27 protein-coding genes are annotated in these 26,218 nt (G+C 60.9%); 9 read left to right on the top strand and 18 right to left on the bottom strand.

All coding sequences use genetic code 11. The features are described 5' to 3' along the window. Window positions 1-431 precede the first annotated feature (431 nt). On the top strand, window positions 432-2,237 hold the full coding sequence (locus S6FBBBH3_RS05455; RefSeq protein WP_120176785.1) for an FAD-dependent oxidoreductase: 1,806 nt from the start codon (window positions 432-434) through the stop codon (window positions 2,235-2,237). 362 nt (window positions 2,238-2,599) lie between these two features. Here the strand turns inward: S6FBBBH3_RS05455 and S6FBBBH3_RS11060 are convergent, their stop codons facing one another. Next, a complete protein-coding gene (locus tag S6FBBBH3_RS11060) occupies window positions 2,600-2,749 on the bottom strand; it encodes a hypothetical protein (RefSeq protein WP_170143834.1) in 150 nt (49 codons plus the stop codon). A gap of 365 nt (window positions 2,750-3,114) precedes the next feature. Between S6FBBBH3_RS11060 and S6FBBBH3_RS05450 the strand changes: the two genes are divergently transcribed. The 3 genes from S6FBBBH3_RS05450 to S6FBBBH3_RS05440 all read left to right on the top strand — a co-directional run bounded on the left by S6FBBBH3_RS05450 (window position 3,115) and on the right by S6FBBBH3_RS05440 (window position 5,158). Next, window positions 3,115-4,053, top strand: a complete 939-nt coding sequence (locus S6FBBBH3_RS05450) for a DMT family transporter (RefSeq protein WP_120177834.1) — start codon at window positions 3,115-3,117, stop codon at window positions 4,051-4,053. 97 nt (window positions 4,054-4,150) lie between these two features. Next, window positions 4,151-4,780 (top strand): chalcone isomerase family protein, encoded by a 630-nt coding sequence (locus S6FBBBH3_RS05445; protein WP_120176784.1) that lies wholly within the window; start codon window positions 4,151-4,153, stop codon window positions 4,778-4,780. 30 nt (window positions 4,781-4,810) lie between these two features. Continuing rightward, a complete protein-coding gene (locus S6FBBBH3_RS05440; RefSeq protein ID WP_120176783.1) occupies window positions 4,811-5,158 on the top strand; it encodes an SDR family oxidoreductase in 348 nt (115 codons plus the stop codon). On the opposite strand, the gene S6FBBBH3_RS05435 is transcribed toward S6FBBBH3_RS05440, so the two are convergent. From S6FBBBH3_RS05435 to S6FBBBH3_RS05405, 7 genes are all read right to left on the bottom strand, one after another. Then, the gene (locus S6FBBBH3_RS05435) at window positions 5,155-5,448 is read right to left on the bottom strand and encodes a hypothetical protein (RefSeq protein WP_120176782.1); all 294 of its coding nucleotides are present in this window, start codon (window positions 5,446-5,448) and stop codon (window positions 5,155-5,157) included. The two genes, S6FBBBH3_RS05440 and S6FBBBH3_RS05435, sit on opposite strands and share 4 nt — an antisense overlap. Beyond that, entirely contained in the window at window positions 5,441-5,881 is a 441-nt protein-coding gene (locus S6FBBBH3_RS05430) for a hypothetical protein (RefSeq protein ID WP_120176781.1), read from the bottom strand. The genes S6FBBBH3_RS05435 and S6FBBBH3_RS05430 overlap by 8 nt, the downstream gene beginning before the upstream one ends. A gap of 395 nt (window positions 5,882-6,276) precedes the next feature. Next, window positions 6,277-6,780, bottom strand: coding sequence for a hypothetical protein (locus S6FBBBH3_RS05425; protein ID WP_120176780.1), 504 nt, complete (start codon window positions 6,778-6,780; stop codon window positions 6,277-6,279). A 13-nt stretch (window positions 6,781-6,793) separates the two neighbouring features. Continuing rightward, window positions 6,794-7,261, bottom strand: coding sequence for a hypothetical protein (locus tag S6FBBBH3_RS05420; protein WP_120176779.1), 468 nt, complete (start codon window positions 7,259-7,261; stop codon window positions 6,794-6,796). After that, window positions 7,258-7,791: a hypothetical protein gene (locus tag S6FBBBH3_RS05415; RefSeq protein ID WP_120176778.1), complete on the bottom strand. Its 534-nt coding sequence runs from the start codon at window positions 7,789-7,791 to the stop codon at window positions 7,258-7,260. The genes S6FBBBH3_RS05420 and S6FBBBH3_RS05415 overlap by 4 nt, the downstream gene beginning before the upstream one ends. A gap of 485 nt (window positions 7,792-8,276) precedes the next feature. Continuing rightward, complete coding sequence (locus S6FBBBH3_RS05410) at window positions 8,277-9,035, bottom strand: HAD family hydrolase (protein ID WP_120176777.1); 759 nt, start codon at window positions 9,033-9,035, stop codon at window positions 8,277-8,279. 179 nt (window positions 9,036-9,214) lie between these two features. After that, the gene (locus tag S6FBBBH3_RS05405; protein ID WP_120176776.1) at window positions 9,215-10,096 is read right to left on the bottom strand and encodes a DNA-processing protein DprA; all 882 of its coding nucleotides are present in this window, start codon (window positions 10,094-10,096) and stop codon (window positions 9,215-9,217) included. Between the two features lie 394 nt (window positions 10,097-10,490). Here S6FBBBH3_RS05405 and S6FBBBH3_RS05400 point away from each other — a divergent pair, with 394 nt between their 5' ends. Next, complete coding sequence (locus S6FBBBH3_RS05400; RefSeq protein ID WP_120176775.1) at window positions 10,491-11,909, top strand: flavocytochrome c; 1,419 nt, start codon at window positions 10,491-10,493, stop codon at window positions 11,907-11,909. A gap of 120 nt (window positions 11,910-12,029) precedes the next feature. Here the strand turns inward: S6FBBBH3_RS05400 and S6FBBBH3_RS05395 are convergent, their stop codons facing one another. Together S6FBBBH3_RS05395 and S6FBBBH3_RS05390 are read right to left on the bottom strand one after the other, a co-directional pair. Next, complete coding sequence (locus S6FBBBH3_RS05395) at window positions 12,030-13,922, bottom strand: suppressor of fused domain protein (protein ID WP_170143833.1); 1,893 nt, start codon at window positions 13,920-13,922, stop codon at window positions 12,030-12,032. 389 nt (window positions 13,923-14,311) lie between these two features. Further along, window positions 14,312-17,041, bottom strand: a complete 2,730-nt coding sequence (locus S6FBBBH3_RS05390) for a M16 family metallopeptidase (protein ID WP_179950568.1) — start codon at window positions 17,039-17,041, stop codon at window positions 14,312-14,314. Window positions 17,042-17,487: 446 nt separating this feature from the next. Here S6FBBBH3_RS05390 and S6FBBBH3_RS05385 point away from each other — a divergent pair, with 446 nt between their 5' ends. The 3 genes from S6FBBBH3_RS05385 (at window position 17,488) to S6FBBBH3_RS05375 (ending at window position 19,516) form a co-directional block, all read left to right on the top strand. Then, complete coding sequence (locus S6FBBBH3_RS05385; protein ID WP_120176772.1) at window positions 17,488-18,093, top strand: septation protein A; 606 nt, start codon at window positions 17,488-17,490, stop codon at window positions 18,091-18,093. Between the two features lie 97 nt (window positions 18,094-18,190). Continuing rightward, window positions 18,191-18,973, top strand: a complete 783-nt coding sequence (locus tag S6FBBBH3_RS05380) for a foldase protein PrsA (protein ID WP_120176771.1) — start codon at window positions 18,191-18,193, stop codon at window positions 18,971-18,973. 171 nt (window positions 18,974-19,144) lie between these two features. Further along, window positions 19,145-19,516 carry an Hpt domain-containing protein gene (locus S6FBBBH3_RS05375; RefSeq protein ID WP_120176770.1) on the top strand — a complete coding sequence of 124 codons (372 nt, stop codon included), beginning with the start codon at window positions 19,145-19,147 and terminating at the stop codon, window positions 19,514-19,516. A gap of 112 nt (window positions 19,517-19,628) precedes the next feature. Here the strand turns inward: S6FBBBH3_RS05375 and S6FBBBH3_RS05370 are convergent, their stop codons facing one another. From S6FBBBH3_RS05370 to S6FBBBH3_RS10980, 8 genes are all read right to left on the bottom strand, one after another. Then, the gene (locus S6FBBBH3_RS05370; RefSeq protein WP_120176769.1) at window positions 19,629-20,165 is read right to left on the bottom strand and encodes a hypothetical protein; all 537 of its coding nucleotides are present in this window, start codon (window positions 20,163-20,165) and stop codon (window positions 19,629-19,631) included. A 3-nt stretch (window positions 20,166-20,168) separates the two neighbouring features. Next, complete coding sequence (locus tag S6FBBBH3_RS05365) at window positions 20,169-20,621, bottom strand: prepilin-type N-terminal cleavage/methylation domain-containing protein (protein WP_120176768.1); 453 nt, start codon at window positions 20,619-20,621, stop codon at window positions 20,169-20,171. Continuing rightward, window positions 20,618-21,265, bottom strand: coding sequence for a type II secretion system protein (locus S6FBBBH3_RS05360; protein WP_120176767.1), 648 nt, complete (start codon window positions 21,263-21,265; stop codon window positions 20,618-20,620). The genes S6FBBBH3_RS05365 and S6FBBBH3_RS05360 overlap by 4 nt, the downstream gene beginning before the upstream one ends. After that, the gene (locus S6FBBBH3_RS05355) at window positions 21,255-21,737 is read right to left on the bottom strand and encodes a prepilin-type N-terminal cleavage/methylation domain-containing protein (RefSeq protein WP_170143832.1); all 483 of its coding nucleotides are present in this window, start codon (window positions 21,735-21,737) and stop codon (window positions 21,255-21,257) included. Before S6FBBBH3_RS05355 ends, S6FBBBH3_RS05360 begins: the two co-directional genes overlap by 11 nt. Continuing rightward, window positions 21,700-22,761 carry an HD domain-containing phosphohydrolase gene (locus S6FBBBH3_RS05350; protein WP_120176765.1) on the bottom strand — a complete coding sequence of 354 codons (1,062 nt, stop codon included), beginning with the start codon at window positions 22,759-22,761 and terminating at the stop codon, window positions 21,700-21,702. Before S6FBBBH3_RS05350 ends, S6FBBBH3_RS05355 begins: the two co-directional genes overlap by 38 nt. Before the next feature lie 549 nt (window positions 22,762-23,310). After that, window positions 23,311-24,036 (bottom strand): hypothetical protein, encoded by a 726-nt coding sequence (locus tag S6FBBBH3_RS05345; RefSeq protein WP_120176764.1) that lies wholly within the window; start codon window positions 24,034-24,036, stop codon window positions 23,311-23,313. 81 nt (window positions 24,037-24,117) lie between these two features. Next, complete coding sequence (locus S6FBBBH3_RS05340; RefSeq protein WP_120176763.1) at window positions 24,118-24,507, bottom strand: hypothetical protein; 390 nt, start codon at window positions 24,505-24,507, stop codon at window positions 24,118-24,120. A 181-nt stretch (window positions 24,508-24,688) separates the two neighbouring features. Continuing rightward, complete coding sequence (locus S6FBBBH3_RS10980) at window positions 24,689-24,904, bottom strand: hypothetical protein (RefSeq protein WP_123957644.1); 216 nt, start codon at window positions 24,902-24,904, stop codon at window positions 24,689-24,691. A 613-nt stretch (window positions 24,905-25,517) separates the two neighbouring features. Here S6FBBBH3_RS10980 and S6FBBBH3_RS05335 point away from each other — a divergent pair. Continuing rightward, complete coding sequence (locus tag S6FBBBH3_RS05335) at window positions 25,518-26,216, top strand: substrate-binding periplasmic protein (protein ID WP_123957643.1); 699 nt, start codon at window positions 25,518-25,520, stop codon at window positions 26,214-26,216. Window positions 26,217-26,218 lie beyond the last annotated feature (2 nt).

The following is a 26,218-nucleotide window of genomic DNA, read 5'->3' as shown; positions in this document are numbered from 1 at the left end:
CTCAATGTAAGTTTGCGAAGGGCAAAGGGAGTAGCTGCTCGCGACCGAGCCCTTCGACGCCAAAAAGACGACCGACGGTACGCAAGGCCCGCCGGCAAGTGAAAAGATCATACCTTGTCCTAGTTCCATCGTCCTAAGGAATTTCCACGAGAGTCGCCTGCGGCACTTTCCAAGCGACGCTTTGCCCGAATTTCCAAGCGTTCGGACGGGTTTTCGGTCGAGTTTCGAGGCCCGTTTTTCAGCGCGCTTTAAGGCGGCTTCGGCATAGTCCGCGGGAAACCACAGCGCGCTCGCGAAACGGCGCCGCGTGCTTTCGAGTCGCCTCGGCCTCGTCGTGCTTGTTCCGGCACCCGAGGCCTCCCGAAGCCCCTCGAAGCACCCCGACCGAAGGTCGATTCTTTTGCGAGCGCCGACCCAAGGAGAACCACCGCATGCGAAAAACCGTCCTTGCGGCCGCCCTCGCGGCCGTTGCGACCGTTGCGTCCTTCGCTCTTCCGGCCTCTGCGGCCGAGATGAAGCCCGGCACCTACGAAATCGTCACCCGAGGCAACAACGGCCCTCTGACCGTCACGACCACGCTCGGCAAGCATTCGATCGAGAACGTGGTCGTGGGCGACAACTACGAAACGGACTACATCGCGCTGCAGCCGATGAAGGACGTGGCGGCGAAGATCGTCGCCGATCAGACGCTCTCGGTCGACACGGTCTCAGGGGCCACCCGCTCGACCACGGCCCTCTTGCGCGCGGTCGGGGAGGCGGTGGAGAAGGCCGGGGGCGATACGGCCGACTTCACGAAGGATACGACCCCGATCGACCCGAACACGCTCCCCCTTTCGACCGTTGAAACGGACGTGGTCGTCGTGGGCGCGGGCGGAACCGGGATGGCCGCGGCCGCTCGTGCGGCCGAGCTCGGCGCCAAGGTGGTGGTACTCGAAAAGATGGGCTTGATCGGCGGCTCCTCCGCGCTTTCGGGCGGCGCCATCGCGGCGGCCGGCTCAAAGGCTCAGGCCCGTGCGGGCATCGAAGACAGTCCGGAAGCCTTTGCGCAACTGTGGCTTGACGACCAGAAGTCGTCCGTCCCCGGGGGCGAAGACGGCTACCCCGAAGTCGAGCGCGTCAAGGCGCTCGCCGCCGAGTCCGCCGCCACCGTCGACTGGCTCGAAGAAACGGTGGGTCTCCGATTCGCGAAGCCCCGTCCCTTCGGGTTCGGGGGCCCCGAGCGCGCTCACGCGCCTGCGGCTTCGCCCGTTCCCGCGAGCGGTCGCGGATCGACGGCGGGCGGGGGTGCCTACGTCATTTCCGCCCTCAAAAAGTACACGGACGCCCGAGGTGTTCCGGTGCGTACCAACACCGCCGCCTACGAGCTCGTGACGAACGCGGCCGGCGACGTGACGGGCGTGCGCGCCCACGACGGGAAGAACCGCTATGAATTCAAAGCGAAAGCCGTTGTTCTCGCGACGGGGGGCTTTGCGCGCAATGTCGAGATGCTTGTCGAACGGGCGCCGCAGTGGGTGACCTTCACGGATTGGACCGCAAGCGCCAAGGGTTCGACCGGGGACGGCCTTCGGATGGCTCTCGATGCGGGCGCCGCGGAAGCCAAGGACAGCTGGATGATCGGGCTTTACCTTGTTCCCAAGTACCCGATCCTTGCTTCCACCTACACGTCGAAGGACAAATACAAGGACCGCGTCTTCGTGAACGAGCGCGGCGAGCGCTTCGTCGACGAGAGCCGCCCCTACGTGACGGATCCCGCCGCGATGCAGGGCCAGGTCTGGGCGATCGTCGACGGGAGCGATCCGAAAAAGACCGAAATTCTCAAGCGCTACCTTACCTACGACGTGGTCGTGCACGGGGAAACCTGGAGCGAACTCGGTCGTCGCATGGCGCTTACCAACCCGTCCGCCCTTCAAAAGACCATGGACACCTACAACGCCGATTGCGAAAAGGGACGCGACTCGGTCTTCGGGAAGGACCCTGCCTACATGAAGCCCTTCACGACCGGTCCCTTCTTCGCGGTGCGCGTCCTTCCCGGTACGGGCGGCACGATCGGGGGCGTCGTCACGAACGAGCGCTTCCAGGTGCTACGCCCCGACGGCTCCGTCATCAAGGGTCTTTACGCCGGCGGCGAAATGGCGAACCGTCCGTTCTACAACCGCGTCTATACGTCGGGAACGGGCTTGGCCGTCGCCTACACGTCGGGCCGCATCGCGGGCGAAAACGCCGCGCGCGAGCAATGAGCTTGAGAGGCCTTTGAAACGCAAACGGGATGCTCGCGGTCGGGCATCCCGTTTTTTGTTGCATCGCCGCAAGGAGCCGGGTTCGCGGCCGCCGAAAGCAACGAAAACTGCGCACAGCAAAAGGGCCGCGTCTTACGGGACACGGCCCTTTCGTGCACGAAGCGCGATGAGATCACATTGTGCGGCGACCCGCTTTCACCGGGCTTTAGGTATCCTCAGGTACCTCGCTTGGACCTCCTATCGGAAGGCTTCATGCGGAAACTTTCCTTAGTTCCGATAGTAGCTCGTTTTTCTTTGTTTGTACAGCTTCTTCTTTTCGATCTCCGGAACTTTGCGCTGCGCGGCTGTCACTTCCTCGGTCGTCACGGAAGCAGCATGTCGGTACCGACCTCGCACACGCCCCCGATGCACCAGCCCATGCCCTTCAGCACGATGGCAAGCACGACCAGGAAGAGGATGAAGAGAAGCGCACGTCCGCGTTCACCGGGTTGATGTTCATGGCGGCTTGTCATAGTACCTCCCTTCCTTGGAACCGTCCGCTTCTTCCCTCACGGAAGAAGATCCCGATTCCCAAGGCTTCCTAAGGCTTTTTCCTTACCCTCATTCTCCCCGTTTTGCAAAGCGCGCGCAAATTTTTGTATCCGTCCTTGTCTTCGTATCAACTACCGAGCGGTCCACTTTACAGTCGATGATTTTTTCGACGAGCTTGAAGCGGCACCCGACCGTCCCGAAACGCCCGAAGCGCCTGAAAAACAGCCCGCAGAGCGGCTCTCGGTCGGTTTTTTGCTATGCTCGTGCCCGAACGAATTCCCGACGGGGCGCGCGTCGTCCCGTCCGCCGAATCTTTACATTTTTTTTTGCGGATGCCCTCGCCGCCATGAAAAAAGCTTTCCTGCAACTTCACCTCTCGATTCTGCTCGCCGGCTGGACCGGCATCTTCGGAAAACTCATCGAACTCACGCCCGGCCTTATCGTTTTTTGGCGCATCGTCATTGCAGGCGGCCTCCTCTGGCTCTGGGCCTGGTTCACGGGCCGCATCGAACGCGTCACGCCGCGCGATCGGATCGGGATCATGCTCGTGGGGGCGCTCCTCATGCTGCAGTGGACGCTTTTCTACGCCTCGATCAAAGCCTCGAGCGTCTCGATCGGCGTCGTCGCCTTTTCGTCGATCGGCTTTTTCACGGCGCTCCTTGAGCCCCTCATGACGGGCTCGCGCGTGAAGCCGAAGGAAATCCTTTTCTCGTGCCTCACGGTGCTCGGGATCTACCTGATTTTCCACTTCGACACCCGCTACCGGCTCGGGATCGCCTTCGGGCTGGCGAGCGCGGCGGCGGCCGCGGCGTTGGCCGTCTACTTCCGAAAGTACCGCGCGAAGTATTCGTCCGTCACGGTGATGAGCTGGCAGCTCACCGGGGGCTTCGTGTCGGCACTCGCCCTTTTGCCCGCGTACCTCACCCTGATGCCGCCCCAAAATGTGCTCCCGCAGCCGATCGACTGGCTCTGGCTCGTGATCTTCGCCACCTTCTGCACGCTCGGGATGTACATCCTGCAGATCCAGTCGCTTGAAAAGATTTCGGCCTTCACGGTAAATCTCTCCTACAACCTCGAACCCGTCTATTCGATCATCCTCGCGATGATTCTCTTCGGGGAAGCGCACGAACTCGGACTTGAGTTCTACGGGGGGCTTGCGCTTATCTGCCTCTCGGTGGCGCTCCAAACGGGGAGCGTCCTCTCGACGCAGCGGCGCTTGAAGCGCATCGCCGAGCGCAAAGCGCGCGAAGCGCAATACCGGGCGGATCCCCCAAACGACCGATGACGACGTGTCGGTTCGCGTGATAATCTTTGCGCCCGAACACTTGAAATCCACCCCGAAAGCACCAAAACAGCAACGCTGAAACATAGGAGAATCCTTCATGCGCAACACCATTGCCGGCCTTCTTCTCGCTCTCGGCCTCGGCGCAGGTACGGTTCTTGCGGCCGACGCTCCGAACTCTCCTGCGGCGCCCGCTGCCGCAGCCGTTCCTGCTGACATCAAGGTGGGCGACGTCACGTTCACGGGTAGCATCCCCCTGGCCGGCAAAACGCTCCTTCTGCAGGGTGCGGGGCTTCGCCAGATCGTTTTCTTCAAGGTCTATGGTGCGGCGCTCTACGTTGAAAAGCACGCCGCCTCGACCGCGGATGTTTTCGCCGCCGATGCGCCGCGCGCCGTTCGTCTCGGGCTGCTGCGTCACGTGAAGGGCGCCGACTTCATTGAAGCGCTCGAGTCGGGGCTTGATGCCAACCTGACGCCCGAGGGCAAAAAGGCGATCACGAACGAACTCAATCAGTTGAAGGACCTTATGCGTGCGATCGGCGACGTGAAAGAAGGCGACATGGTCGACTTCGAGTACGCGCCCGCAACCGGTACGACGCTGCGCTTGAACGGCAAGCCCGTGGGTCCCTCCATCGCCGGCAAGGCCCTCTACGATGCGGTGCTCGCGATTTGGATTGGCGACCGTCCCATCGACGACCGCCTGAAGAACGCGATGATGGGCACGCGTTGAGATCCGCCCTACTCGCTCTCGAAACCCCCGATTTTTCGGGGGTTTCGCGTTTTTGCGAAGAAGCGCGGTAGCTCCGTCCTCATCAATGCGTCGGACCGGTGCTGCATCGGGAAGCCCAACAGCTTCGGCTACGGCCTCACGAAAGGCGCCATCGGCCGGATCGCCCGCAGCATGGCGATCGACCTCGGCCCGAAAGGCATCCGCGTCAACGCCGTGTGCGCCGCAACAATCAAAACACCGCTCGTCGACAAGCTCTTTCAGAGCTTTGCCGATATCACCCACGGCGGCGGCGTTTCCGCCTATTGGGAGGCCGAAGCCGGTCGCACATGTTCGAAAGCCCGCGGGACTCATCTCGCAGGCCTTCTTTTGCGGCTTTAGGAGCGGTGCTTTCGGATGAAGCGCTTCATCGACCCCACGAGGTAGCCGATTTCGTAGAGTCGGGCCCCCATGAGTCGAATGATTCCCTCGACGTCCACGGCGGGAATCTGGTCGGCGACGTACCCTTCGAGCTCTTCCCTCAGAACCTCTTCGGGCGGTCGATGACGCATGGCCGCGACCGCCCGCAGCGTGCGAAGCGCGTCGGGCGAGAGCCGCCCCATGATGGCGGCCATGTCGGCTTGGGCGAGCGCGCGGTTGGTCGGTCGCCCCGATCCCAAGGACTCAGTCATGGGCCGCGGAGCAGGAAGAAGAAGCGCACTTCGGCATGCCGGCATTCGCGTGGCCGACGAACGCGAGGCACAGGGCCCCGAGCTCGATCTGCGCTTCGATCACGCGCGCGACGGCTTCGAGCATCCCCGTTTCATCGGTCGTCGTGAAAATGCGGCCTTCTTCGTCGACTTGCAGACCGCAGCGGATCCACTCGTCCTGAACGCCCGCGAACACGGGGGACTTCGTCACGACGTCAAATTCGGGGAGGAGACGCTTCATCGCGCCGTCGTCGTGCACGAAGTAAAAGCCCCCTTCCATCGCACGCACCGACACGGCGACGCGTTCCGTCGAGCCGGGAATCGCAAAGGGCGTCGTCACACGGTCGTCGCGCATTTCCAGAATGCCGTTGCCGGGGCGAACCTGAAGAAAATCACGAAGGTCTTCGAAAAGCATGGTGGGCCTCCTGAGTTTGAAAGCGGGCGGTGCGATCGGCATCCGACACGGCTCTTGAACCTGTCGGACATGTTGTCGTTTTGGTCGCCGGGTTCAAAGCCCCGAGCGCGCACCTCACCCGTCCCCGAAACGCCGGGGAAACTTTCATCGTAGCAAATTCCGTGCGGCGCGACGCGCCTGCGGGCGCCTTTCGCGGGGCGCGTCTTCCTTCCTTGAGAAAGCGCAAGCCGACGACAGGATTTACCCGTTTCCGGGGCGAAAACGCGAAGAGCCAATCGGACAATCGGCCAGTCGGGCATCCGGAAATAAGGAGGAAAAAGGAAAAGCGCCCGGCTTCGAAAAGTCCGAGCGCTTTTTCCGTGCTGTTTCCGTGCTTTCTGGCGGAGCGTCCGCCGTCACCCCTCGTACATCCCCGTCAGGCGACGCGCCCAACGCGCGCCGTGAAAGCCGAGGAAGTCGTCGACCGAGCCTTCCGCTGGGTGTTCGTGGAAGTAAGCGAGCGCGCCCGCCGTTTCGGTGACGAACTGCCGCGCAGCGCGCTCGATCACGGTGCGGTCCGACGCGAACCCCGAACGGAGCGTTTCGTCCGTCTCGCGCAGGTACTCGGCGAGCCCCGAGGGCAGCCACTCGCCCGTGTCTTCGAAATGGGGATTTTCGCCCGCGAACGTGAGCGTCAGCCAATCGACGAGCGCTTCGGTGCGCTCGACGTGTTCGTCGGCGCTCATTTCGCCCGCGAGTTCGGCTTCAAAGCGCTTTTTCATATTGCGGCACGCCTGCCCGAGAAGTCCCTCGACCACTTCGATCGAGAGCAAATCGGGGCGCCGTTCGGCCTTCGAGCCGTGGTCGTGCCCGCAGGAGCGCCGGCAATCGGAGGCGCATCCGGATCCGCATCGAGCCATGACGCTTCTCCTCTCAGTTGTCGGTCGAGCCCGTGAAGCGACGCTCCCAGAGGGCGACGAGCCCCAGGACCCGTTCCTTCTTTTCGTCGTCGCTCAGAGGCGGATTCGCGCGCACGAGCTCGCGGATCGTCCCGTAAATTTCCTTCATGAACATGCGGCACGCGCCCACCATGAGCGCACGGGGGTTGTCGCTTTCGACCCCTTCGAAAAGCTGCGGCTCCGCGGCGCGCAGTTTCTCGACGAGCGCGCCCCCGACGTAGGGAAGCTCCGTCGTCACGGCGTCGTTTTCGCCCATCAGCACGCGGGCCATCGCTCGAACGGCCGCGTCGTCGCGCTCGGCGGCTTCATCCGGGGTGAGCTTCCCCTGACGGACGTCGGCAATCTGTTGAAAAACGGCTTCGAAGGTAAGGCGCAGCGTCAAAAGAAGCGTCGCGCGGTCGAACACTTCGATCTTTTTCGCGTCGGTCGCAGCCTCGGTCATTCCGCCGCCTCCGCGTCCTTCGCCGTCTTCTCGTCGGTCGATTCGCCGAGAAGCCAGGAGCCGAATTCCAGCACCATGAGGTGCACGACGGGGTCGGCGAGGAACCGGTGAATCGCTTCGTCGTCGAACGCTTCCGCGTTGTTGCGCTCGAACCAATCGCGCGCGAGCTCTTCGATTTCTTCGAAGAAGACCTGAATCGCAAGGACGATGATCTGGTCGTCTTCGTCAAAGAGGGCGCGATCTTCGTCGGAGAGTTCCTTCAGACGCGCAACGACGATTTCATCGTTGCGAAGGCGAGCGCCCGCACCCGCGAGCGTCCAGCCCTTCGGGAGCTGCACGATGCCGCTTTCTTCGGAGAAGACGCCGGCGAGACCGAAGAGCACTTCGGAGACCTTGCGGGCGGCCTCTTCGGGGTCTTCGATGCGAAGCGCGCGCAAAAATTCGCCGCCCGCGTAGGTGAGCAGCTCAGCGAGCGTGTCGGGATCCTCAAGCGTGGGCGGAACGGCAAGGGCCGTGGATTCGGTCGTCATAAAAAATGGCCTCCGTAAGGCGCGAAGTATGTCGGAAGCGAAAATTATACGGACCGCGGACAAAAAACTCCCGCAACATCTACGATTCGGGAAGTGGCGGGGAGTAGATCGTTGCGGGACAAGAGACGAGGCCGATGACGCGAGCTGCCCGGCTGCGCCAGGAGGTGTTTGACAGCGGGCGCTCAGAGAGAGGAGCGTACCGGCCCCGCTAGGGGAATAGTAGCGGTTTACGCCCCGCTCGGATACCGCTTTCCCGAGAGACCTTGTTGTCGGACAAGGTTTGCGCCAATCGAGCGTAATCCCTCTTGTGCGAGCTAAAAATCGGTGAAAAAATAGTTGTTTTCACCGAGGTTTCCGGAATCGGACGTACGGGCGCGCAGAGCGCCGCGCGGGGTCTCCTCGCTCCTCTCCGCGCTCTTTCGGGGCGCCCTCTCGGGCGCCCGTTCGTTTCGATCGTTTTGGTCGTGTCCGTTGCGACGGCCGCGTCAGTCGCGGGAAGCGCCCGGGCGCAGGCCCGCGCGCTCTTCCTCGTCGAGGAGTCGGTGGAGTTCCTCGTAGGACTCGAACCGTCGCAGGGCAAGCGCGTCGTTCGTCGCGCGTTCCCCTTCCGAGTGACGTTCCGAAATCACGATCGCGTCGACCCCGGCCGCAGCGGCCGCGCGAAGGCCCGCCGTGGCATCTTCGATCATGAGAGCGTCCTTCGGGGTCGTGCCGGTTTCTTCGAGGATGCGTTGGAGAACCTCGGGATCGGGCTTCGTCGCGCTCACGTCGTCGCGCGTCTTCACGACCGAAAAGAGCTCGTAAATCACGGCTTCCTTGCGCATCGCTTCGTTCTCATTCGAATAGACGTCGACGTTGCGGCGGCGCGTCGTCGTCGCAATCGCAAGCTTGACGCCCGCATCGTGGAGGCGCCGAACGAACGAGGCCGCGCCCGGCTGCCAGACCACCTTCTCGCGCAGGAAGTCCTGTGCGATTTGGTAGCGGCGCGTATGGATCTCTTCGGGCGTACCGGGCATGTCGAATTTCGCCTTGAGGTCGGCGCAGTACTTCACGTACGCCTCCGACCCTTCGCCGTAACGCGAAAGCGACACGACGCGCAGGTCGTAGGCCTCTTCTTCGGTAAGGCGCACGTGATCGCGCGAAAGCTCTTCGACGAGTGCGGAGTCGACGAGACTCCAAATGCCGAGCGAATCGATGAGGGTGCCGTCAAGGTCGAAAATCACGAGCGAGCGGTCGAGAAACATGGGGGTCCTTGGAAACAAGTGTTGAAAAGATTGACCGACGCCCGCGGTGTTGGAAGCCTTTGGGAGCCTTCGGAAGCCTTCGAAGGCCTTCCGAGATCTTCGGGCGTCGGAAAATACGGAATTCGAGTGAAGTTTGCTGCCGTACGAATGGATTCGGATGGATTCGGATGAGGTGCGCCTCACAGCCACCACACTTCCTGCCAGGGGGAAAGCAGTTCGGCGACCTCGTCGGCAGATGCGACCACCCGCACGCGTTCGGGGCTCTCACGGTATTCGTCGAGCAACTCCCGGGCACCCGAATCCCCGGCCGCTTCGTGCCAGATGAGAACGGTCTTCCCGAGGGCAAGTGCCGCACGCGCTTCGATGAGCGTACTCGAGCCGCTTTCGGCCGCCATGACGAGCGTCCCCCGACCGAGAGCCGCAACAAGGCGGTTTCGCGCGTGAAGACTCGCCGTGCGCGCTTCGGGGGTGAACGAGAGTCCCGCCGCCTGGGGCGCTTCCGAAAGAAGCACGCCATCGCGAGCGATGCGACGCGCGAGCTCCGCATTTTCTTCGGGCCAGGGCGCTGCCAGGGGCGTGCCGAGAACGGCCGCCGTTCGCCCGACGGCCCCCGACGGACGACGAGCGGCCAGGGCCCCTTCGTGCGCGGCACGGTCAATGCCTGCCGCCAAGCCCGAAACGACGGTGAAGCCCCGTTCCGCAAGGCCCTGGGCCGCCTCAAACGTGCTCGCGGTGCGGGCTTCGGAGGCATTCCGAGATCCCACGATCGACACAGTCGCTTCGCATTCGAGAAGCGTCGGATCTCCTTCGCAAACGAGCACCTCGGGGGCGTCCTTCAAAAGCGCGAAGGCGCTCGGGTAGTCCGCGTCGTCGCGCGCAAGAATCCGCACGTCCTCGGGAAGGAGCTTGAAGAGCGCTTCGGGCGTGAGGCCGGGCACGAGCGCGGCTTCGCGCTCGAAAAGACGACGAAAGGCACGAGATGCACGGAAAGATGCGGCGTCGACGGAGTCTGTGGGAAGCGAAGGAGCGGGGGCGGAAGGATCGAAAGCGGCGGGCGACATGTGGCGAAGCAAAACGTATCGAAGCCGTACCCAAAACCTATCGGAAAAAGACCGACCGGCAGGAAACGACGAAAAGAAGCCGGAAACCGAAATTCTACCGTCCGAACCGCCCGCAAATCGGACGAGATGCGACTGCCTCCAAACTATACATAAGGGTTTTCACTATAACTTTTAGAGAGTAGTTTTCGGAACCAGAAGGATTTCCGCCCGTGAAATCTACCTCCTTTCGACGAGCTATCGCCCGTACTTTTGAGCTGCTTCAAAAAAATTCGGCCGTCTTTACATTTCGATTCCCGTAGCATTCCTACCTAACGAAGCGGCCAAGACCGCTTCTGCGGTCCGGGACCACCTTACGGGCGGACCGCTTCAGAAAAAACTTTCGAGGAAAATTCAGATGAAGAAGATTCTTGTTGCTGCCGCCGTCGCCTCCTGCTTCGGCCTTGCCAACGCCGCCGAAGACATCACGGTTGACGTCGCCGTTATCGGTGCGGGCGGTGCCGGCCTTTCCGCCGCCGTCCAGGCCAACGACCTCGGCGCCAAGGTCGTCGTGCTCGAAAAGATGGCCATGGTGGGCGGTAACACGATCCGCGCCGCCGGCGGTCTCAACGCCACGGGTACGGCCCTTCAGGCCGCCAAGGGCACGAAGGACTCCGTCGAAATCATGTACTTCGACACGATGAAGGGCGGCCACTGGAAGAACGACCCCGAACTCGTCCGCACGCTCTGCGAAAAGTCCGCTTCGTCCGTTGAATGGCTCCTCGCCCTCGGCGGCGACCTGCGCGACGTGGGCCTCATGGCCGGCGCTTCGCAGGCCCGTACGCACCGTCCCACGGGCGGCGCTCTCGTCGGTCCCGAAGTGATCCGCACCCTCTACACGGCCGCCAAGGCCCGCAACATCGACATCCGCACGAACACCCAGGCGACCGAAATCCTGAAGGACAAGTCGGGCAAGGTGATCGGCGTCAAGGTGAAGGGCAAGGACGGCGAATACACCGTCAAGTCGAAGGCCGTTGTGAACGCCGCGGGCGGCTTCGGCGCGAACAACGAACTCGTTGCCTCCTACGTGCCCCGTCTGAAGGGCTTTGCCACGACGAACCATCCGGGCGCCACGGGCGACGGCATCAAGATGGCGAAGGAAGCCGGTGCCGCCCTCATCCAGATGGAAGAAATCCAGACCCACCCGACCGTCGTGCCGAAGGTCGGCGAAATGATCACCGAAGCCGTTCGCGGCAACGGTGCGGTCCTCATCAACAAGGACGGCAAGCGCTTCTTCAACGAACTCGACACGCGCGACGCGGTCTCCGCCGCCATCCTCAAGCAGAAGGACGGCGTGGCCTACCTCTTCTTCGACTCCGACATGCAGAAGTCCCTCAAGGCGACGAACGGCTACATCAAGCAGTCGTACTGCCTCTCGGGCGAAACGCTTGACGAAGTCGCCGGCAAGATGGGCGTCGACGCCGCCACGCTCAAGGCCACGATGGAAGACTGGAAGAAGGGCAAGGCCGCTTCGAAGGATGCCTTCGGCCGCGCCGACATGCCGCGCGACCTCGACAAGGGCCCCTTCTACGCGATCCTCGTGACCCCGGCCGTCCACCACACGATGGGCGGTATCAAGATCGACTCGAAGACCCAGGTCTACAGCACCAAGGGCCAGATCATCCCGGGCCTCTTCGCCGCGGGTGAAATCACGGGCGGCGTGCACGGCGGCAACCGCCTCGGCGGCAACGCCCAGGCCGACATCGTGACCTTCGGTCGCATCGCCGGCCAGCAGGCCTACATCTTCGCCAAGCAGCAGGATGCCGCGAAGAAGTAATCCTTCCTCTCTCAATGCGCGTCGTCCATGAGACGCGCGGAGAAACCCCCGCCCTGGCAGGCTTTGGCCTGCCGGGGCGTTTTTCATCTGTTACGGGAAAAAAATCCTATTTGGGAATACTCAATCCCACCAGAAGTACCAAAGTTTGGACTGGCTCAAAGAGGCAGCAAGGTGTCCGACCGTAGCTTCATCTTCAGAGCCCTGATCAATCACATCGGGGCAAACCCCATAAAGCTCTTGTGCCAACCCCAAGGCATCGTTCATGGGTACCGCTTGAGGAACGGACATTTCAAGCTCATCGTGTGACAAGACGATAGGGACGGCCCCGTACTTTTCATACCAATGTTTGGTTATAGCCATCATATCTTCGGGGGACGGACAGTCATTCCACCCGCCAAACGGCAACCAGGCAAAGATTTCCCAGGGCTTCTTAACAGGAATCTTGGCCAATATGACGGGATGAGTTAGTTTCGTCTCGGAATTCCACCATACATTGTGATCGATTGACTCGCCGCCAACAACTTTTCCAAGAATTTCTTCATCCCAGTCCATTTCATCATTCTCGGCCTCGCACCCCCTATCTCCGATCAAACGATCCAGAACTTCTGATGAATTTTTGATCGGATTTTCCAACAATTTCTTGCGGTATTCAGCAACCCTGTCCGGATCAAATTTGTAATCTCCCGCACCGTCGTTTTCCGGATCAGAGTTGAGAATAAGTGTTTCCCACAAAGTTTCGTCTTCAACAATCAGGACGGGAACAAAGCCGTCTCGCAGTCCGTATCGAGTTGCATAGGCGATCGCTGCGCGCAAAGGATCGTCATCGGGCATAGGCGGAAAGTATTCGGTCGGACATCCCAGATACTTCTCAAAGGCCGCGTTCAAAGAGGTAGGCCCATCCCAGTCAACTGCATTTGTCTGTAAGTTCTTCCAAGCGCCCCATCGAGTTTGAATAACCTCGGCTATTTCTTCATAGTAGCGCTCATCAAATGGGACAAAGAGATAGGCTTCGTCCTGAAATTCAGCACTGAAATAACGCTCTGCCCCAAAAAACCGGAACGCATGATCATCAACATCGCAAGGATAATACGGCGGCTGCTGATTATCACCGTAATAGTAACGAGCAAAATCGTACCCCTTGTCATTCAACATGGATCTTAAAAGTTTGCCGTCAAGCTTGTCGCGAATGAAGCTTCGCAAGTCTTTTGGATTTTCGAGCACTTCAGGAAAGTCTTGCGAGAAGGTCTCCCCCATGAGTTGATGTTCTATGCACCATCGCAAAAAGATGGCCAGATGATTGAATGCGACGATTTCGTCAACCGCAAGTCCCTTTTCTTCAATAGACTCCAGATGCCAATCGGCATCGTCGAGCAACTCATTGGGAACGTCTTCTTCATCTAAGACATTGGGACGCTCCGTATCCACGACCCAGCTGACTGCCCGTAAGCGCTCAAGAAGAGCATTTGCACCTTTCTCAGTGTGAAATACCGATTCCTCGGGATAGAGCGGAATGACCTGGTAGAAATTTACCTCATCCCTATCGGGTAGTCTGCAGAAAGCGGCACCTTCGTTACCTGCCTGCGCACCAATCAACATAGACGAACTGAACGGGACGTTATCGGCATAGGGTACCGGATTGTCAACTGCATGCCCCCAACCCAACCAAGTATCCATTTGAGCGGGTAGTCGTGCCAGATCCTTTAGCAATCGAATTGGCCAATACCACTGTTTTTCTTGGGATTGGATTTGCCAGTCCTTAGGCAAGGCAATTACCAATTCAGCCCGGTCGAAAAGTCTTCCTTTGAGCTCATCCGGGACATTCATGCGATGAGCCCCCATTCCCATCGTGACGAGCGTGTAGTAGGCACTGTCGTCGTGGGGAGGTATCACACAAATGTCGACATGAATATCGGGCGAAACGATTTCGTGCAGGATAGTTGCAACCGACCCGAAACACTTTTCGATATGGCTCATCACGCAAGCCATTTCATCAGGAGTATAGCGTTTCGTCATTTTCCACCTCGCCCTTCTCATGCTTTCAGCAGTGCACTTTCGTTTGATGTGCGACCACCGAAATGTATCCATAGTTCAAGTCCTGCAACACAGGCCAAAACGATGAGCAGTTTTTTTTCGGGATGCTCGCCCCAATTTCATTCTCTAAGGAAATACCCCAATAGTTCTAATTTTCCAGCCGACATACGGAAGTCGTCCCACTGCCGGCGAAATCGATACTCCACAGTATACTCAGAAACTCGTCGGACACACCCAAGCAACCGAGCGTCAAACGAATAGACCGCTTCGAGAGCAGTCGAGAAAAAACCGCGCCCGGAAGAGCGCGGTTCTTTGTGGAAGTCCGTGCGGGAGACCCGCACGGACTGCGATGCTTCGAAGAGAAGCGCCGCTTATTCGCCGAAGAAGTCCTTCCCGGCAGCCTTTGCCTTGGCGCGGTCGCCCGCGAGAACGAAGGACATGCGATCGGGATCGGCGATGCGGGCAATCGCCGCATTGACGTCCTTCACCGTGAGGGCGCGGATGGCGTCTTCGGTTTCCTTCGAGAAGCTCCAGGTGCGGCCCATTTCGAGGTTGCTCGTCCAGCCCGCCGCCAGCATGCCGTCCTGCGCGCGGTTGACCGCGCGGTTTTCGATCATGCCGCGCTTGGCTTCTTCGAGTTCCTGCTCGGTGATGCCGTCCTTCAACGCTTTGCGAAGCTCGTCCTTGAGGCTCGCTTCGGCCTGCGCGAGATTCTGCGGCGCCACGATCGCACCGATCGACCACTTGGCGCGGTTGCCGAAGGCGGGGATCGTCACGTTCGAGGAAGCGCCGTAGGAGAGGCCTTCCTTCTGACGCAGACGCGTCACGATGCGATTCGAAAGACCGCTCGAACCGCCGAGGATCCAGTCGGCCGTGATAAGCGCGGGCATGTCGCGATCCGCCAGGTTCGCCGCAAAGTCGACGCGGGCCATGAGAACCGCGTTTTCCTTTTCGGGCGTATCGACGACGAAGCGCGCGGGCTTCACCTCACGGTACTCGCTCACAATGCGCTCGAAGGGCACTTCGGCCTTCTTGACCCCGATGACTTTCGACTTCAAAGCCTCTTCGACCTCCTTCGGATCAAAGTCGCCTACGACCGCAAGCGTCCCCTTCGTCACGCCGAAAACACGCTGCCAATAGTTTCGCACGTCCTCAAGCGTCGCCTTTTCCACTTCGGCTGCGAGCTCTTCGGAGGTTTCCGTATAGCGGGCGTCCCCCTGCGGGTAGGTGTTGAAGTGACGCGTCATCGCGTCGCGCCCCTTGACGCGCGGGTCATCCGAGCGCGACTGCAGGCCGACGAGCGTCTGGCGCTTCAGGGTTTCGAACTCCTTCTCGGGGAAGGTCGACTTCGAATAGAGATCGCCCACGAAGGCAAGCGCTTCGACGAGATGTTCGCGGTCCGTCGTGAAGCCGAAGGGAGAACCTTCCATCTTGAGAGCCGTGAACTTGTCGTCGATCTGATCGCGCGTCAGGGTGTCCGTGCCGCGGGAGAGCATCGCAACGGCGAGCATCGGAATCGCGGCGTTCACCGAGGTTTCGTTGTTGCCGTTGTTGAACTGCATCTGCACGACGACCGTTTCGCCGCGGGTCTTCTTGGGAAGGAGCGCGACCTTGACGTCGCCGATATCAACGAGCGTCGTACGCTTGTCGATGTTGTCCTGCGAGACGTCGAAGGCTTCGGCTTCGGAACCCTTTTCGGAGAAGGTGTAACGTGAGAGCACCTCGTCGACGCCCGGAGCAGCCGTGATTTCGGCACGCTTCGTTTCGTCGGTCGGGATGTATAGGCCCACAACGCGATTATCGCGCACGAAGTAGGTCTTCGCCGCACGATCGACGTCCTCGGGCTTCACGTCGCGCACCATTTCGCGGTCCGCGAAGAAGAGCCGCCAGTCGCCGAGCGCGATGTATTCCGAAAGCCCGACCCCGAACTGCTCGGGGTCGGAGAGCGTGCGCTCGAACATCGTCGCCTGGTCGGCCTGCTGACGACCGAGTTCTTCGGCGGTGGCGGGCGTACGGGCAAAGGCGTTTTCAATCGCGTCGACGAGCTTCGTCTTCACGATGTTGATGTCGTCGCCCTTCTTGACGAGCGCGCCGAACATGACGAAGCCGGGCTTTTCGGCCGCAATCGGCCAGCCGAAGACCTGGGTCGCGAGACCCGTTTCGACGAGCTCCTTATAAAGGCGTCCCGTCGGCGCGTCGGCGAGGATTTGCGCCGCCATCGCGGTCGGTTCGTAGTCGTCGTGAAGTGCGGCCGGAATGCGGTAGCCCACGGCCACGAGCTGCGTTTCGCCCTGACGACGGATCGTGAATTCGCGCTCGCCGTCGGCGACGGGCTCGACCGTCCACTCCTTCGGGAGAACGCGCTCGGGTTTCGGAATCGCACCGAAGTCGTCCTTGATCCAACCGAGCACCGTTTCGGGGTCGAATTTGCCCGAAACCGTCAGCACCGCGTTGTCGGGCTGGTAGTACTTGCGGTAGAAGGCCTGAAGGTTTTCGATTTCGACGTTTTCGATGTCGCTCCTCGCACCGATCGTGCTGCGGCCGTACGAGTGCCAGTCGAAGAGCACGCTCTGCATGCGCTTCATCATGACGGAAACGGGCTTGTTCTCACCCATTTCGTATTCGTTGCGCACAACCGTCATCTCGGTGTCGAGGTCCTTTTGCGCGATGAAGGAATTCACCATGGCGTCGGCCTGCCAGCCGAGCGCCCACTTCATGTTGTCGTCCGACGCCGTGAAGGAGACGAAGTAGTTCGTGCGATCGAGCCACGTGGAGCCGTTCATGCGGAAGCCCCGCTTCGTGAATTCGCTCGTGGGCGAGGGATAGTTTTTCGACCCTTTGAACATCAGGTGCTCAAGCAGGTGCGCCATCCCCGTTTCGCCGTAATTCTCGTGGCGCGAGCCCACGCGATAGGTCATGTTGACCGTGGCGGTGGGCTTCGAGGCGTCCGGGTAGAGGACGATCTTGAGGCCGTTGGGCATGCGGTATTCCGTCATCCCTTCGACCGTGACAACCGGGACGGGCGTCATGTCGTTCATGTTTTTCTCCTCGGCCGCGTTGACGCATCCGATCGTCGCGACGGCGGCCGCAGTCATCATCATTGCCGCTTTTTTATTCATAACAAGAAACTCTCGGGTGGGCGGCTCTGCGGGCGGCGTGTTGTCCGAGCCCGTCCGGGCGCGGGAAAACCCCGCGGGCGGGCCGGACGGCCGCGCGGGCCGTCGAAAGTTATTCGGTCTTCCCGAACTCTACGCTCCCAAGGCCGGGCAAGGGTGACCGGGAAGCGGGAAAACGTTCGGTAATGTTACCGTGCGGAAGGCTTTGTTACGAAGGCTCGCTGCTTCATCCGAAGGGGTTTTCCCGTCCGAGGTCCGATGGAGGCATCGGAAGAGCCCGGCAAGGGGGAGAGAGGCGCCGCACGGCGCGAACGGCAACGCCGAACGAATCGTCGAGCGGGCGAACGTTTCTTCCGAAAGGTGTGCCCGCGCTCTGCTATCCTTCTTCGGTTCCAAACGCACCGGGCCGCCCGTCGGAGGGCGGCAACGCCATGAAACTACTCTTCGACCTCTTTCCCGTCATTCTCTTTTTCGCGACCTTCAAACTCTCCGAACACTTCTCCGCGGACGCGCTCTCCCTGGCGCAGTCCGTCATGGGCGAAGGCGTCACGCCCATGACCGCGCCCGTTTTCCTTGCGACCATCGTGGCGATCGTCGCCACCTTCTGCCAGATCGGCTGGCTCAAGATCAAAGGACAGCGCGTCGAAACGATGCTCTGGATCAGCCTCGCGGTGATCGTCGTCTTCGGGGGCTTGACGCTCTGGCTCAAGAACGAAATGTTCATCAAGTGGAAGCCCACGATCCTCTACTGGGTCTTCGGCTCGATCCTCGTCTACGGAAACTTCGCGGGCAGGAACTTCATGCGCGCTCTGATGAAGAGTCAGATCGACATGCCCGACGCCGCCTGGCGCACCGTGCAGAACCTCTGGATCCTCTTTTTCGCCGCCATCGGCTGCGTCAACCTTGCAGTCGCCTACCTCTTTTCGACCGATGTCTGGGTCGACTTCAAGCTTTTCGGCCTGACCGCCTTGACAATGATTTTTACAATTGGCGTTGCTTTCTATATGACGAAGCACGCGGTCGAGCGGCAGAATTAAAAAATCTTTATCGGCCCAATTCTCGGTGGGACCCGCGGCCGTACTGAGGGCCGCGAATTCCGTCAACCATACCAACGTTTTTTCGGAAGCTAAAAAAATGGACAAGAAAGTCATCGCCCTCGGTCTTGCGGCTCTCATCACCGCCGGCACGGCCAGCGCCGAACTCAAGGCCTTCAAGGTGAACGGCGAAACCGTGACCGTTGCCGAACAGAAGGTGCTCTACGATCGCGCGATCGCTCAGGGCCAGCCCGCGGGCGACGAGCTCGAACGCCAGGTGAAGAACATCCTCGTTCAGCAGAAGGTTCTCCTCCAGGAAGCCAAGAAGGCCAAGGTTGAAAACCAGGACGCCGTCAAGCAGGCGATCGAAAACGCCCGCCAGCAGATTCTCGTCACGGCCCTCGCCCAGGACTGGGCCAAGAAGAACCCCGTCTCCGAAGCCGACCTCAAGGCCGCCTACGACCGTGAAAAGGCCGCTTACGGCGACACCGAATACCAGGTCCGCCACATCCTCGTGAAGACGGAAGACCAGGCGAAGAACCTCATCTCCCGCATCAACAAGGGTTCGGACTTCGGCAAGCTCGCCACCGAATTCTCCGAAGACACCGGCAGCAAGGCTCAGGGCGGCCTCTTGGGTTGGGTCGTTCCCCGCTCCTTCGTTCCCGCCTTCGGGACGGCTTTCTCGGCTCTCAAGCCCGGTGAAGTCGCTCAGACCCCAGTTCGCACGCAGTTCGGCTTCCACGTCGTGAAGCTCGAAGCGAAGCGCAAGGCCGAGCTCTTCCCGTCCTTTGAAAGCCAGAAGCCCGTTCTTCGCAACGCGCTCGCCAACCAGAAGGTTCAGGCTCACTTCCAGGAAATCGTGAAGGCCGCCAAGGTCCAGTAACCGACTTCCCGCGCGAAGCCCCCGGGGACCCGCTCACCCTTCCCGAGTTCCCCGGCTTCGCCGAAAGCCGAAGCGCCGCTCGCCCACGGACGAACGGCGCTTTTTCTCTGTTGGGGAGCGTTTCCGTCTCCCCCTCCAACCGATCTACCGATCAACCGCCCGATCACCCCCATGACCGACCGCTTCTTCTCTCAACTCTCCCCGCTCGGCATCGACGTGGAAGACGCGATGCTTCGCCTGAACGGAAGCGAAAAGCTCTTCAAGCGCATCCTCGGCCGCTATCTCGACGACGGCCACTACGCGCTCTGCCTCGAAGGGTTCCGCACGAAGAACCTTGAAACGGCCTTTCGCGCCGCCCACACCCTGAAAGGGGTCGCGGGGAACCTTTCCGTCGTGCCCCTCTACGAAGCGGCCTCCGCCATGACCGAGTGCCTGCGCGCGGGAAACTGGGAAGAAGCCGAAAAGCACCTCCCGGCGCTTACCGAAGCGCACGAACGCCTGACAGCGGGCCTCACGGCGCTCCTTGCGGCCGAAAACGTCTGAGCGAGCTCGAAAGGGCCTACTCAAAAACAAACGACCGAAGCGTCCTGCAATGCTTCGGTCGTTTTGTTTCGGGAGAGTCCGTCGGGCGCGCCGCGCCCGGTGTGTCCTTCCGTCAGTGCGGCCAGGGATAGACCAGCGTGAACTTCAGCGTCCGGTTCAAGCCGTCCATGGGCTTCACGGTGAGGTTCACGATGAACTTTTCGTTGGGCCAATCGTGGATCACCCCGCCCGAAACGTCCTTCGGGTTGTCGATCAGGAAGTAGTGCTTCTTTCCGTCCGAGTCGAGGATGTACCAGGGGTCGCTCCACTGCCAGAAGGCGAGAATGTAGTCCTTGGGGTCCATGCCCGCAGCTGCCGCAGCCTGTTGAAACCCCGCGTCGATCACGGACCCGTAGTCGACGACGATCTGCGGAGGCGGCGTCTCCTCGGGCACTTCACCCACCTCGGTGTTGAGGGACTCGATGTACTTTTTGAGGTCCATCACCCCCGAGAGCGTGTTGGGCGTCAAGGTCGTCATCAAAAAGGCGAGCGACGAGAGGAGAATCACCGCAAAGGCGGCGTAGAGCAGGATGCCGCCCGATTCGCCGCGGCGCGCGTTCGCGCGGGCGTCCTGCGGGCGGGTCGGTTGTGTGGCGGTCGTAGCAGTCACAGCTTAACCTCCTTGCGTGCCCGGAGCGGCGTAAAAGACGTACGTGTCGCCGCCCGCCGAATTCGTGACGAGCTCGACCTTGCAGACGGTGCCCGTCCCGGGCAACCCCGTGGCGGGGACGGAGCAGTCCGTGCGGAAGGCCGAAACGTGCTTCAGAATCACGGCTTCGCGGTTGTCGCGACGCTGCAAAAGCTCCCCGTTCTCCAAGCGCAGCGTGTCGAGCTTCCCCTCTTTGAGAAGCTTGAAGACAACGGCAATGGCGGTCGTCTGCTGCGGCACCTCGCGCGCGGCTTCCGCGGAGTCCATGGAGGCTTTCGCCGTGAAGGCGAGGCCCGAGGAGATCGCACCCGCGAGAAGCCCCGCGAGCACGAGCGCCAGCACCATTTCGAGGAGCGTGAAGCCGCTCTCCCAACGTTCGATACGCTTCGTACGCATCGTGCGAATCAAGGGACTCACGGCATCACCTCCATCTGAATCCCGTCGATTTCGATGCGAATCGCGGAGCCGCCGCCCGAACCCGTTCCCGAGCCCGGTTTTTCCGGGATGCCCGGCTTGTCGTACGTGGAGCTGAAGCACGAATACTTGATGACGAGCTGCCCGTCCGGCCAGTCGCGGCTCGTCGGGACGCACACGCCGACGTGGTTATCGACCCACTCTTCGTTGCCGGAGCGGGCCGAGGCGCCAGCCGCGGCCGAGACGGTCGTGCCGCCCGGAGCGCTGCGGCCGGAAACGGACTTCCCGGCGGTCGAGCCGTTTTCTTCGACGACGATCGAGGGCGTGCCCGGGCAAATGTCGGGGCGGTCGCGCAGATGCGCCAGGAGCTGTTCTCGGCGGGAAACGAGGGTCCCGACGTTCGCGACGAGGTCGGCCGTCAGGCGTTCGGCGCAACTCTTTTTCGCAAGGAGCACCTTCGTTTCGCGGGCGATTTGAATGCCTTCCACCTTGCTCTTCGAGACGATCGTAGCCATGAGGGCCGCGACGAACCCGACGAAAACGAGCGCCGCCACGGCTTCGATGAGAGTGAAGCCACCTGCAGCGCGGGGCGAAAGAGACGCAAGGAAACTGCGGGGAGCGAACCCCGCCGCGGAATTATTCGGCATAGCCGCCCTCCCCGAGCGAGATCGTCACGGAGCGGTTCGTGGCGATGTGGGTGAGTTTCAGGGTGTTGGGCCCCCATTCGGGGCGCCAACCGTAGGCGTCGAACCGGATCTGCGCCCAGTCGGCGCGCACGCCTTTCAACTGCACGGTTTTGGGTTCGCCCGTCATGGGAACGAGGTCGCCGTCGTAGGTAACGGTCGTGCCCGAGAGGGTGATGGTGCGTTCTTCGCCCGCCGTGATCGCTTCGTTGCGCGCGTGAGCAATGCGGGCGATCATGCGAACGCGCTCGGCTTCGAGTTCGGTCTTGGCGTTCACACCGAAGTCGTAGCTGCCGGAAGCGACGACAAGAAAAACGATGCTCGCCAGAGCGAGCACCGCCAGAATTTCAAAGAGCGTGAAGCCCGCCTGGGAGCGGGCCCTTCCGTTCGACAGGGCCTCAGAGGTCGTCGGGATAGAGTTTCGCGTGAATTTCATCGGCATGACGTTCGAGACACTCGAGAAGCTTCGGGTTGAAGACGCCGCACTTCCCGTCGCGAATCATTTGAAGGGCCGTGCGGTGCGGGAGCTTCTCTTTGTAGCGGCGCTTCGAGACGAGCGCGTCGTAGCAGTCGACGAGACCGACGATCTGAGCGGGAACGGAGATTTCGTCCCCCGTCAAGCCGTCGGGGTAGCCGCGACCGTCCCAGCGTTCGTGGTGGTGCAGAGCAATGTCGTGCGCGTACTCGAAGATGGGGAGCGTGCGGATCTGCTCGATCGAGGCGAGCATCTCGGCGCCGATCACCGTGTGGCGCTTCATGATTTCGAATTCCTCGGCCGTGTAGCGGCCGGGCTTCATGAGGATGGCGTCGGGAATGCCGATCTTGCCCACGTCGTGCATGATCGACGCGAGCGCCACGAGTTCAACCGTCTCCTCGTCCATCCCCGCACCGAACTCGGTGCGCGTGAGGAAGAACTTCGTGAGTTCGTAAATGCGGCGGACGTGCTCGCCCGATTCGCCGTCGCGGAATTCGATCGCGGCGGAGAAGGTTTCGATGAGGCCGCGGTTGAGTTCGCGGATGCGAAGCGCCTGAGCGATGATTTCCTTCGTCTGCTCGGCAACGCGTTGGTCGAGGAAGCGCCGCTGCTGGAAGAGCTCCACCACGTTCGCAACGCGTCGTTCGACCACGAAGCCGATCACGGGCTTTTTGATGACGTCCATGACGCCGAGCTCGTACGCGTGGCGCGCCGTCTGCACGTCGCCCTGGGACGTGACGAGAAAGACGGGGATCCGATCGCGGAAACCCATCTCGTTGAAGATTTCAAGGAACTGCAGCCCGCTCATATCCTCCATGACCACGTCAAGCGGGATCGCGCAATAGGGCGAGGGGTCCTTGCGCAAGAGTTCGAGTGCTTCCGGGGAGGAACCCACGGAAACCACGGGATAACGCGACTCGAAGACCGCTTCGAGCACTTCGCGATTGATGGCGTCGTCGTCAACGACGAGAACGGTATCAAACATGAAATGAACGTACCAAATCCAAGTGTTCCGGACCGTGTCGTCGGAAAAACCGACCTACGGGCGAAGGGCGCACATCGGGGGAAAGGCGCCGCGAGTCGTCAGGGTCGCCTTGAGACCGGGAAAAAGCTTCGTCGCAAGGCGCGGACCCGGAAAACGAATGCGGGCGCATTATACCCGACTTGAGTGTCCGACAACCCCGATTCGGGACTGTATCGGAAGAATCGATTCGGAAAGCGACGAATAATCGAAAACACGACCGAATACGCTTCGGAGTACGACACAATCCCCGTCAATGCGACGGAATAAACGACTCTTTTCAAGCAACCCGTAGATGGAATAACGGTCGGTAAATGACGTCCGACAAAACGGAAAACGATCGACAAAAGGAATCGTCATTCGCGAATAACGGAAAGAATCCCGTCGAGAGGCCGCCCGAGCGCATGCAGGAATAAATGCGCTCGGGCGAAAGCGTTCGGGCTGCAGCGTTCGGAACACTCCAAGCGGCCGGAGCGGCCGGAGACTTCCCGGCCCGAAACTTCCGTTACGCGCTCAGTCGCCGAAGTCGGGCACCCGATCGAAGACACCCGGGCAGCCGAGCTTCTCGGCGATCGCCTTCTGCGCGTCCGTGAGAAGGATGTAACGCGCGTCCGAACCCGAGAAGACGACCTCGACCGTATCGAGCACGTTGCGGAGTTCGTCGAAAATCACCTCCTCGGCCTGAGGCTTCTCGGGCTTCCCGGAGGCGGAGGATTTCCCGACGGAGGACGCCGACCGACGCGGCTCGGAAAAGGCCTTCTCCACGCGACGCAGGGGTTCGTTGCGAATCGAAAGCGCGAGGAACCCCACGAGGAAGCGCCCCGTAAGCGCCTTCGTCCCGTGTCCGGAAAGGAGCGCCGTCTCCGGCTCCGCCCGTCCGCCGAGGAAACACGCCTCGAACGTTCCGGGCCGACGGCAGGTTTCGATCACGTCCTCGGCCGAACACGGCATCGTTCTCACGCTCACCGTGATCCCCGCCGCGTTGAGCGCCGCGTCGATCGCATCGAAGTCGCGCTCGAGCATCGTTTCGTCGGGCTCGCCCTCGGGCGTGAGGAAGTAGCGAAGCATCGCGTTCTTTTTCAAGGCGCGCTTCCGGAGTTCGGACGCACTGTCCGCTTCGCTCCACTCTTTTACGAAGTTCCCGATGCGCATGAACATCCGCACCTTTTCGGCGTTCGCGACGGACTCGAACCGGAAGACATGCCCCCACACGGGGCGCACGCGACCGTCGTCAAACATCACGTCTCTCTTAATGGTGATGCCCCACCCGTCTTCGTCCGGCAGTCGGTGCTCGGTCGACTCCGATCCCTCGCGCCCTTCTCACCCTTCTTTGACCGCTTCTTCCACCGCTTCGCGAATCCAGGGCGTCGCGGCGCAACCGAGGCGGTTGAAGAGGACGTGCTTTCCTTCGTCGACGGCACGCGCGAGGTTCGACATGTCGAAGTGCTTCGCTTCGAGCACCGCGCCGAAGCGTTCTTTCCCGCGAAGGGCCTCGACCTCGTCGATCTTTTCCCAAAGGAGATCCGCCGCGGTCGCGGCGTCGGTGAGGCCGCCCGGCAACAACGCAAATCGCACGGGCAACCCGCTCTTAAGCCCGAGCGCGACGCCGAGGCCCCCTTCTTCCCCGACGGCGCCTCCCGTCGAAAGTCCGAAGGCCGTACCGATGGGTTGAGCCCCTGCGCGGCGATGCTGCTCAGGTCGTAGGCGCAAAGGGGCTCGTCAAGACGAGCCGCATGAGCCGCACGGGCCGCGAAAAAGGTCGACGTCGCAACCTGCGCCTCGCCCAACGCCGTCTCGAACGCCACAATGGACTCGCCCGACAGGAGCTCGTCACTCGGAAGGAGGTAGCCCTCGGGCCAGGGCGCAAAGAGCGAGAGGGAGTTCGCTTCCGTCATGAGCCGGTGATAGGCGAGCGCGTGCGCCAACCGGCGGCGCAAGGCCCGAACGCACTTTCAGCGTCCACCCAAAGACCGATTTGCTTCGAGATTTCGTTGAACACCGCCATCAGGCCGACGCGCTTCGTGCGAAGCCCGCCCGCAGGGTAGATTTCGGTCATAGGGTTGTCGTCGGGAAAATTCACGGCGTTGTGCGGATAGGATTGTGTCATTTTCATCCTGTAATTACAAATTTGTGTACAGAAAAGAATACATGTGGAAGGAAGTGTCTTTTTTCCGAAATTCGGCTCGGTCGATTTTGTGCGACTTTCGGTTTTACAGCCTTAGGTTTTCATTGTCGCATCTTTATGTTTACATTTTCAGTCAAGAAAATCGAAATTTGGTTTTCAAATTCCGAGTTTCATGCAAGGGTTTTATTTGGATTTGTTTACAGCCCGAAAGATGCCGTAGCCGCTAGAAAGAAGGATCGTAAACGTGGTATTCAAGAAAGTTCCGTAAAAACGTTTGCCGCCCTTTTTATCAAATGTCGGAAAAAATAAAATTTCTTCTTTATTTTGAATTGTCAGGGCGAATTTTCGTGTGATAAGATCCCGATCCGTTTTGCTGAGTTTTCCTTTTTGAGGCATGGGAAATAGGCATACCCCCCCCCCGACTTGATCCAGATCAAATCGAGGTCGTTATGCTCTTTATTCCGCACTCTTTGATCACCACCAATACCTCATTTCATACGAAAGCGAATCGTCTTAATCTTTTCTCTCGATTCGAATTCGCGCGTTCCGACCGCACGCGTCTCCCCTCGACCAAACTCGGAGGTGTGCGGTGAGCGTGCTCATCCATAAAGTGGGCCCGATCGGCAGTCTGCTGCTCCTTCTCGGGGGCGCGATCTACTACATGGCGGGTTACGAAGTCGAGCCCGCCGCTCCCATCCCCGTTGAAATCACGGTGGGCGTGGGCGCCAACAACTACCCCTACGGCTACGAGACGCGCGACGGGCGGCCCGCGGGCTTCAACGTCGACGTGGCAGTCGCACACCTCTCCGAAGACCCGAGCGAAAAGAGCGTCGCCTACTCGAAGCCCTACCTCCGTTCGGGAACGATGCTCCTCACGCGAGACAGCTCGATTCACGACACCGACCCCGAACTTTTCGAAGGCCGCAAGATCGCGGTCGGGAAGGGGACGCACCAGGAAGTGGTCGGCGAAACCGCGTACCTCCCCGCGGGTGCGACGCTCATTCGCGTCGATTCGGCGCACGAACTCTTCACGGCGGTTGAAGACGGCACCGTCGACGCGGCGCTCGTCGACGCGATGAACGGGATCGAACACCTGAAGCATACGGATAACGCCGAGATTTTCCCGGCGGGGATCTATTCGCCCGAGAAGGAACGCCCCTATGAGCTTCAACGCATGGTGATGCGTGCGGGCGACAAGCGCCTTGAAGCGCTCGACCGGGCGCTCACGGAGTTGAAGCTCAACGGCAAGCTCCAGGCGATCTTCATCAAACACTTCAAACTCGTGAGTCTCTGACC

Origin of the sequence: Sutterella megalosphaeroides, from assembly GCF_003609995.1 — a bacterium.
GTDB lineage: Bacteria > Pseudomonadota > Gammaproteobacteria > Burkholderiales > Burkholderiaceae_F > Sutterella > Sutterella megalosphaeroides.
The sequence above is the reverse complement of the archived record's forward strand: the minus strand, read 5'-3'. Positions and strand labels throughout refer to the sequence as shown.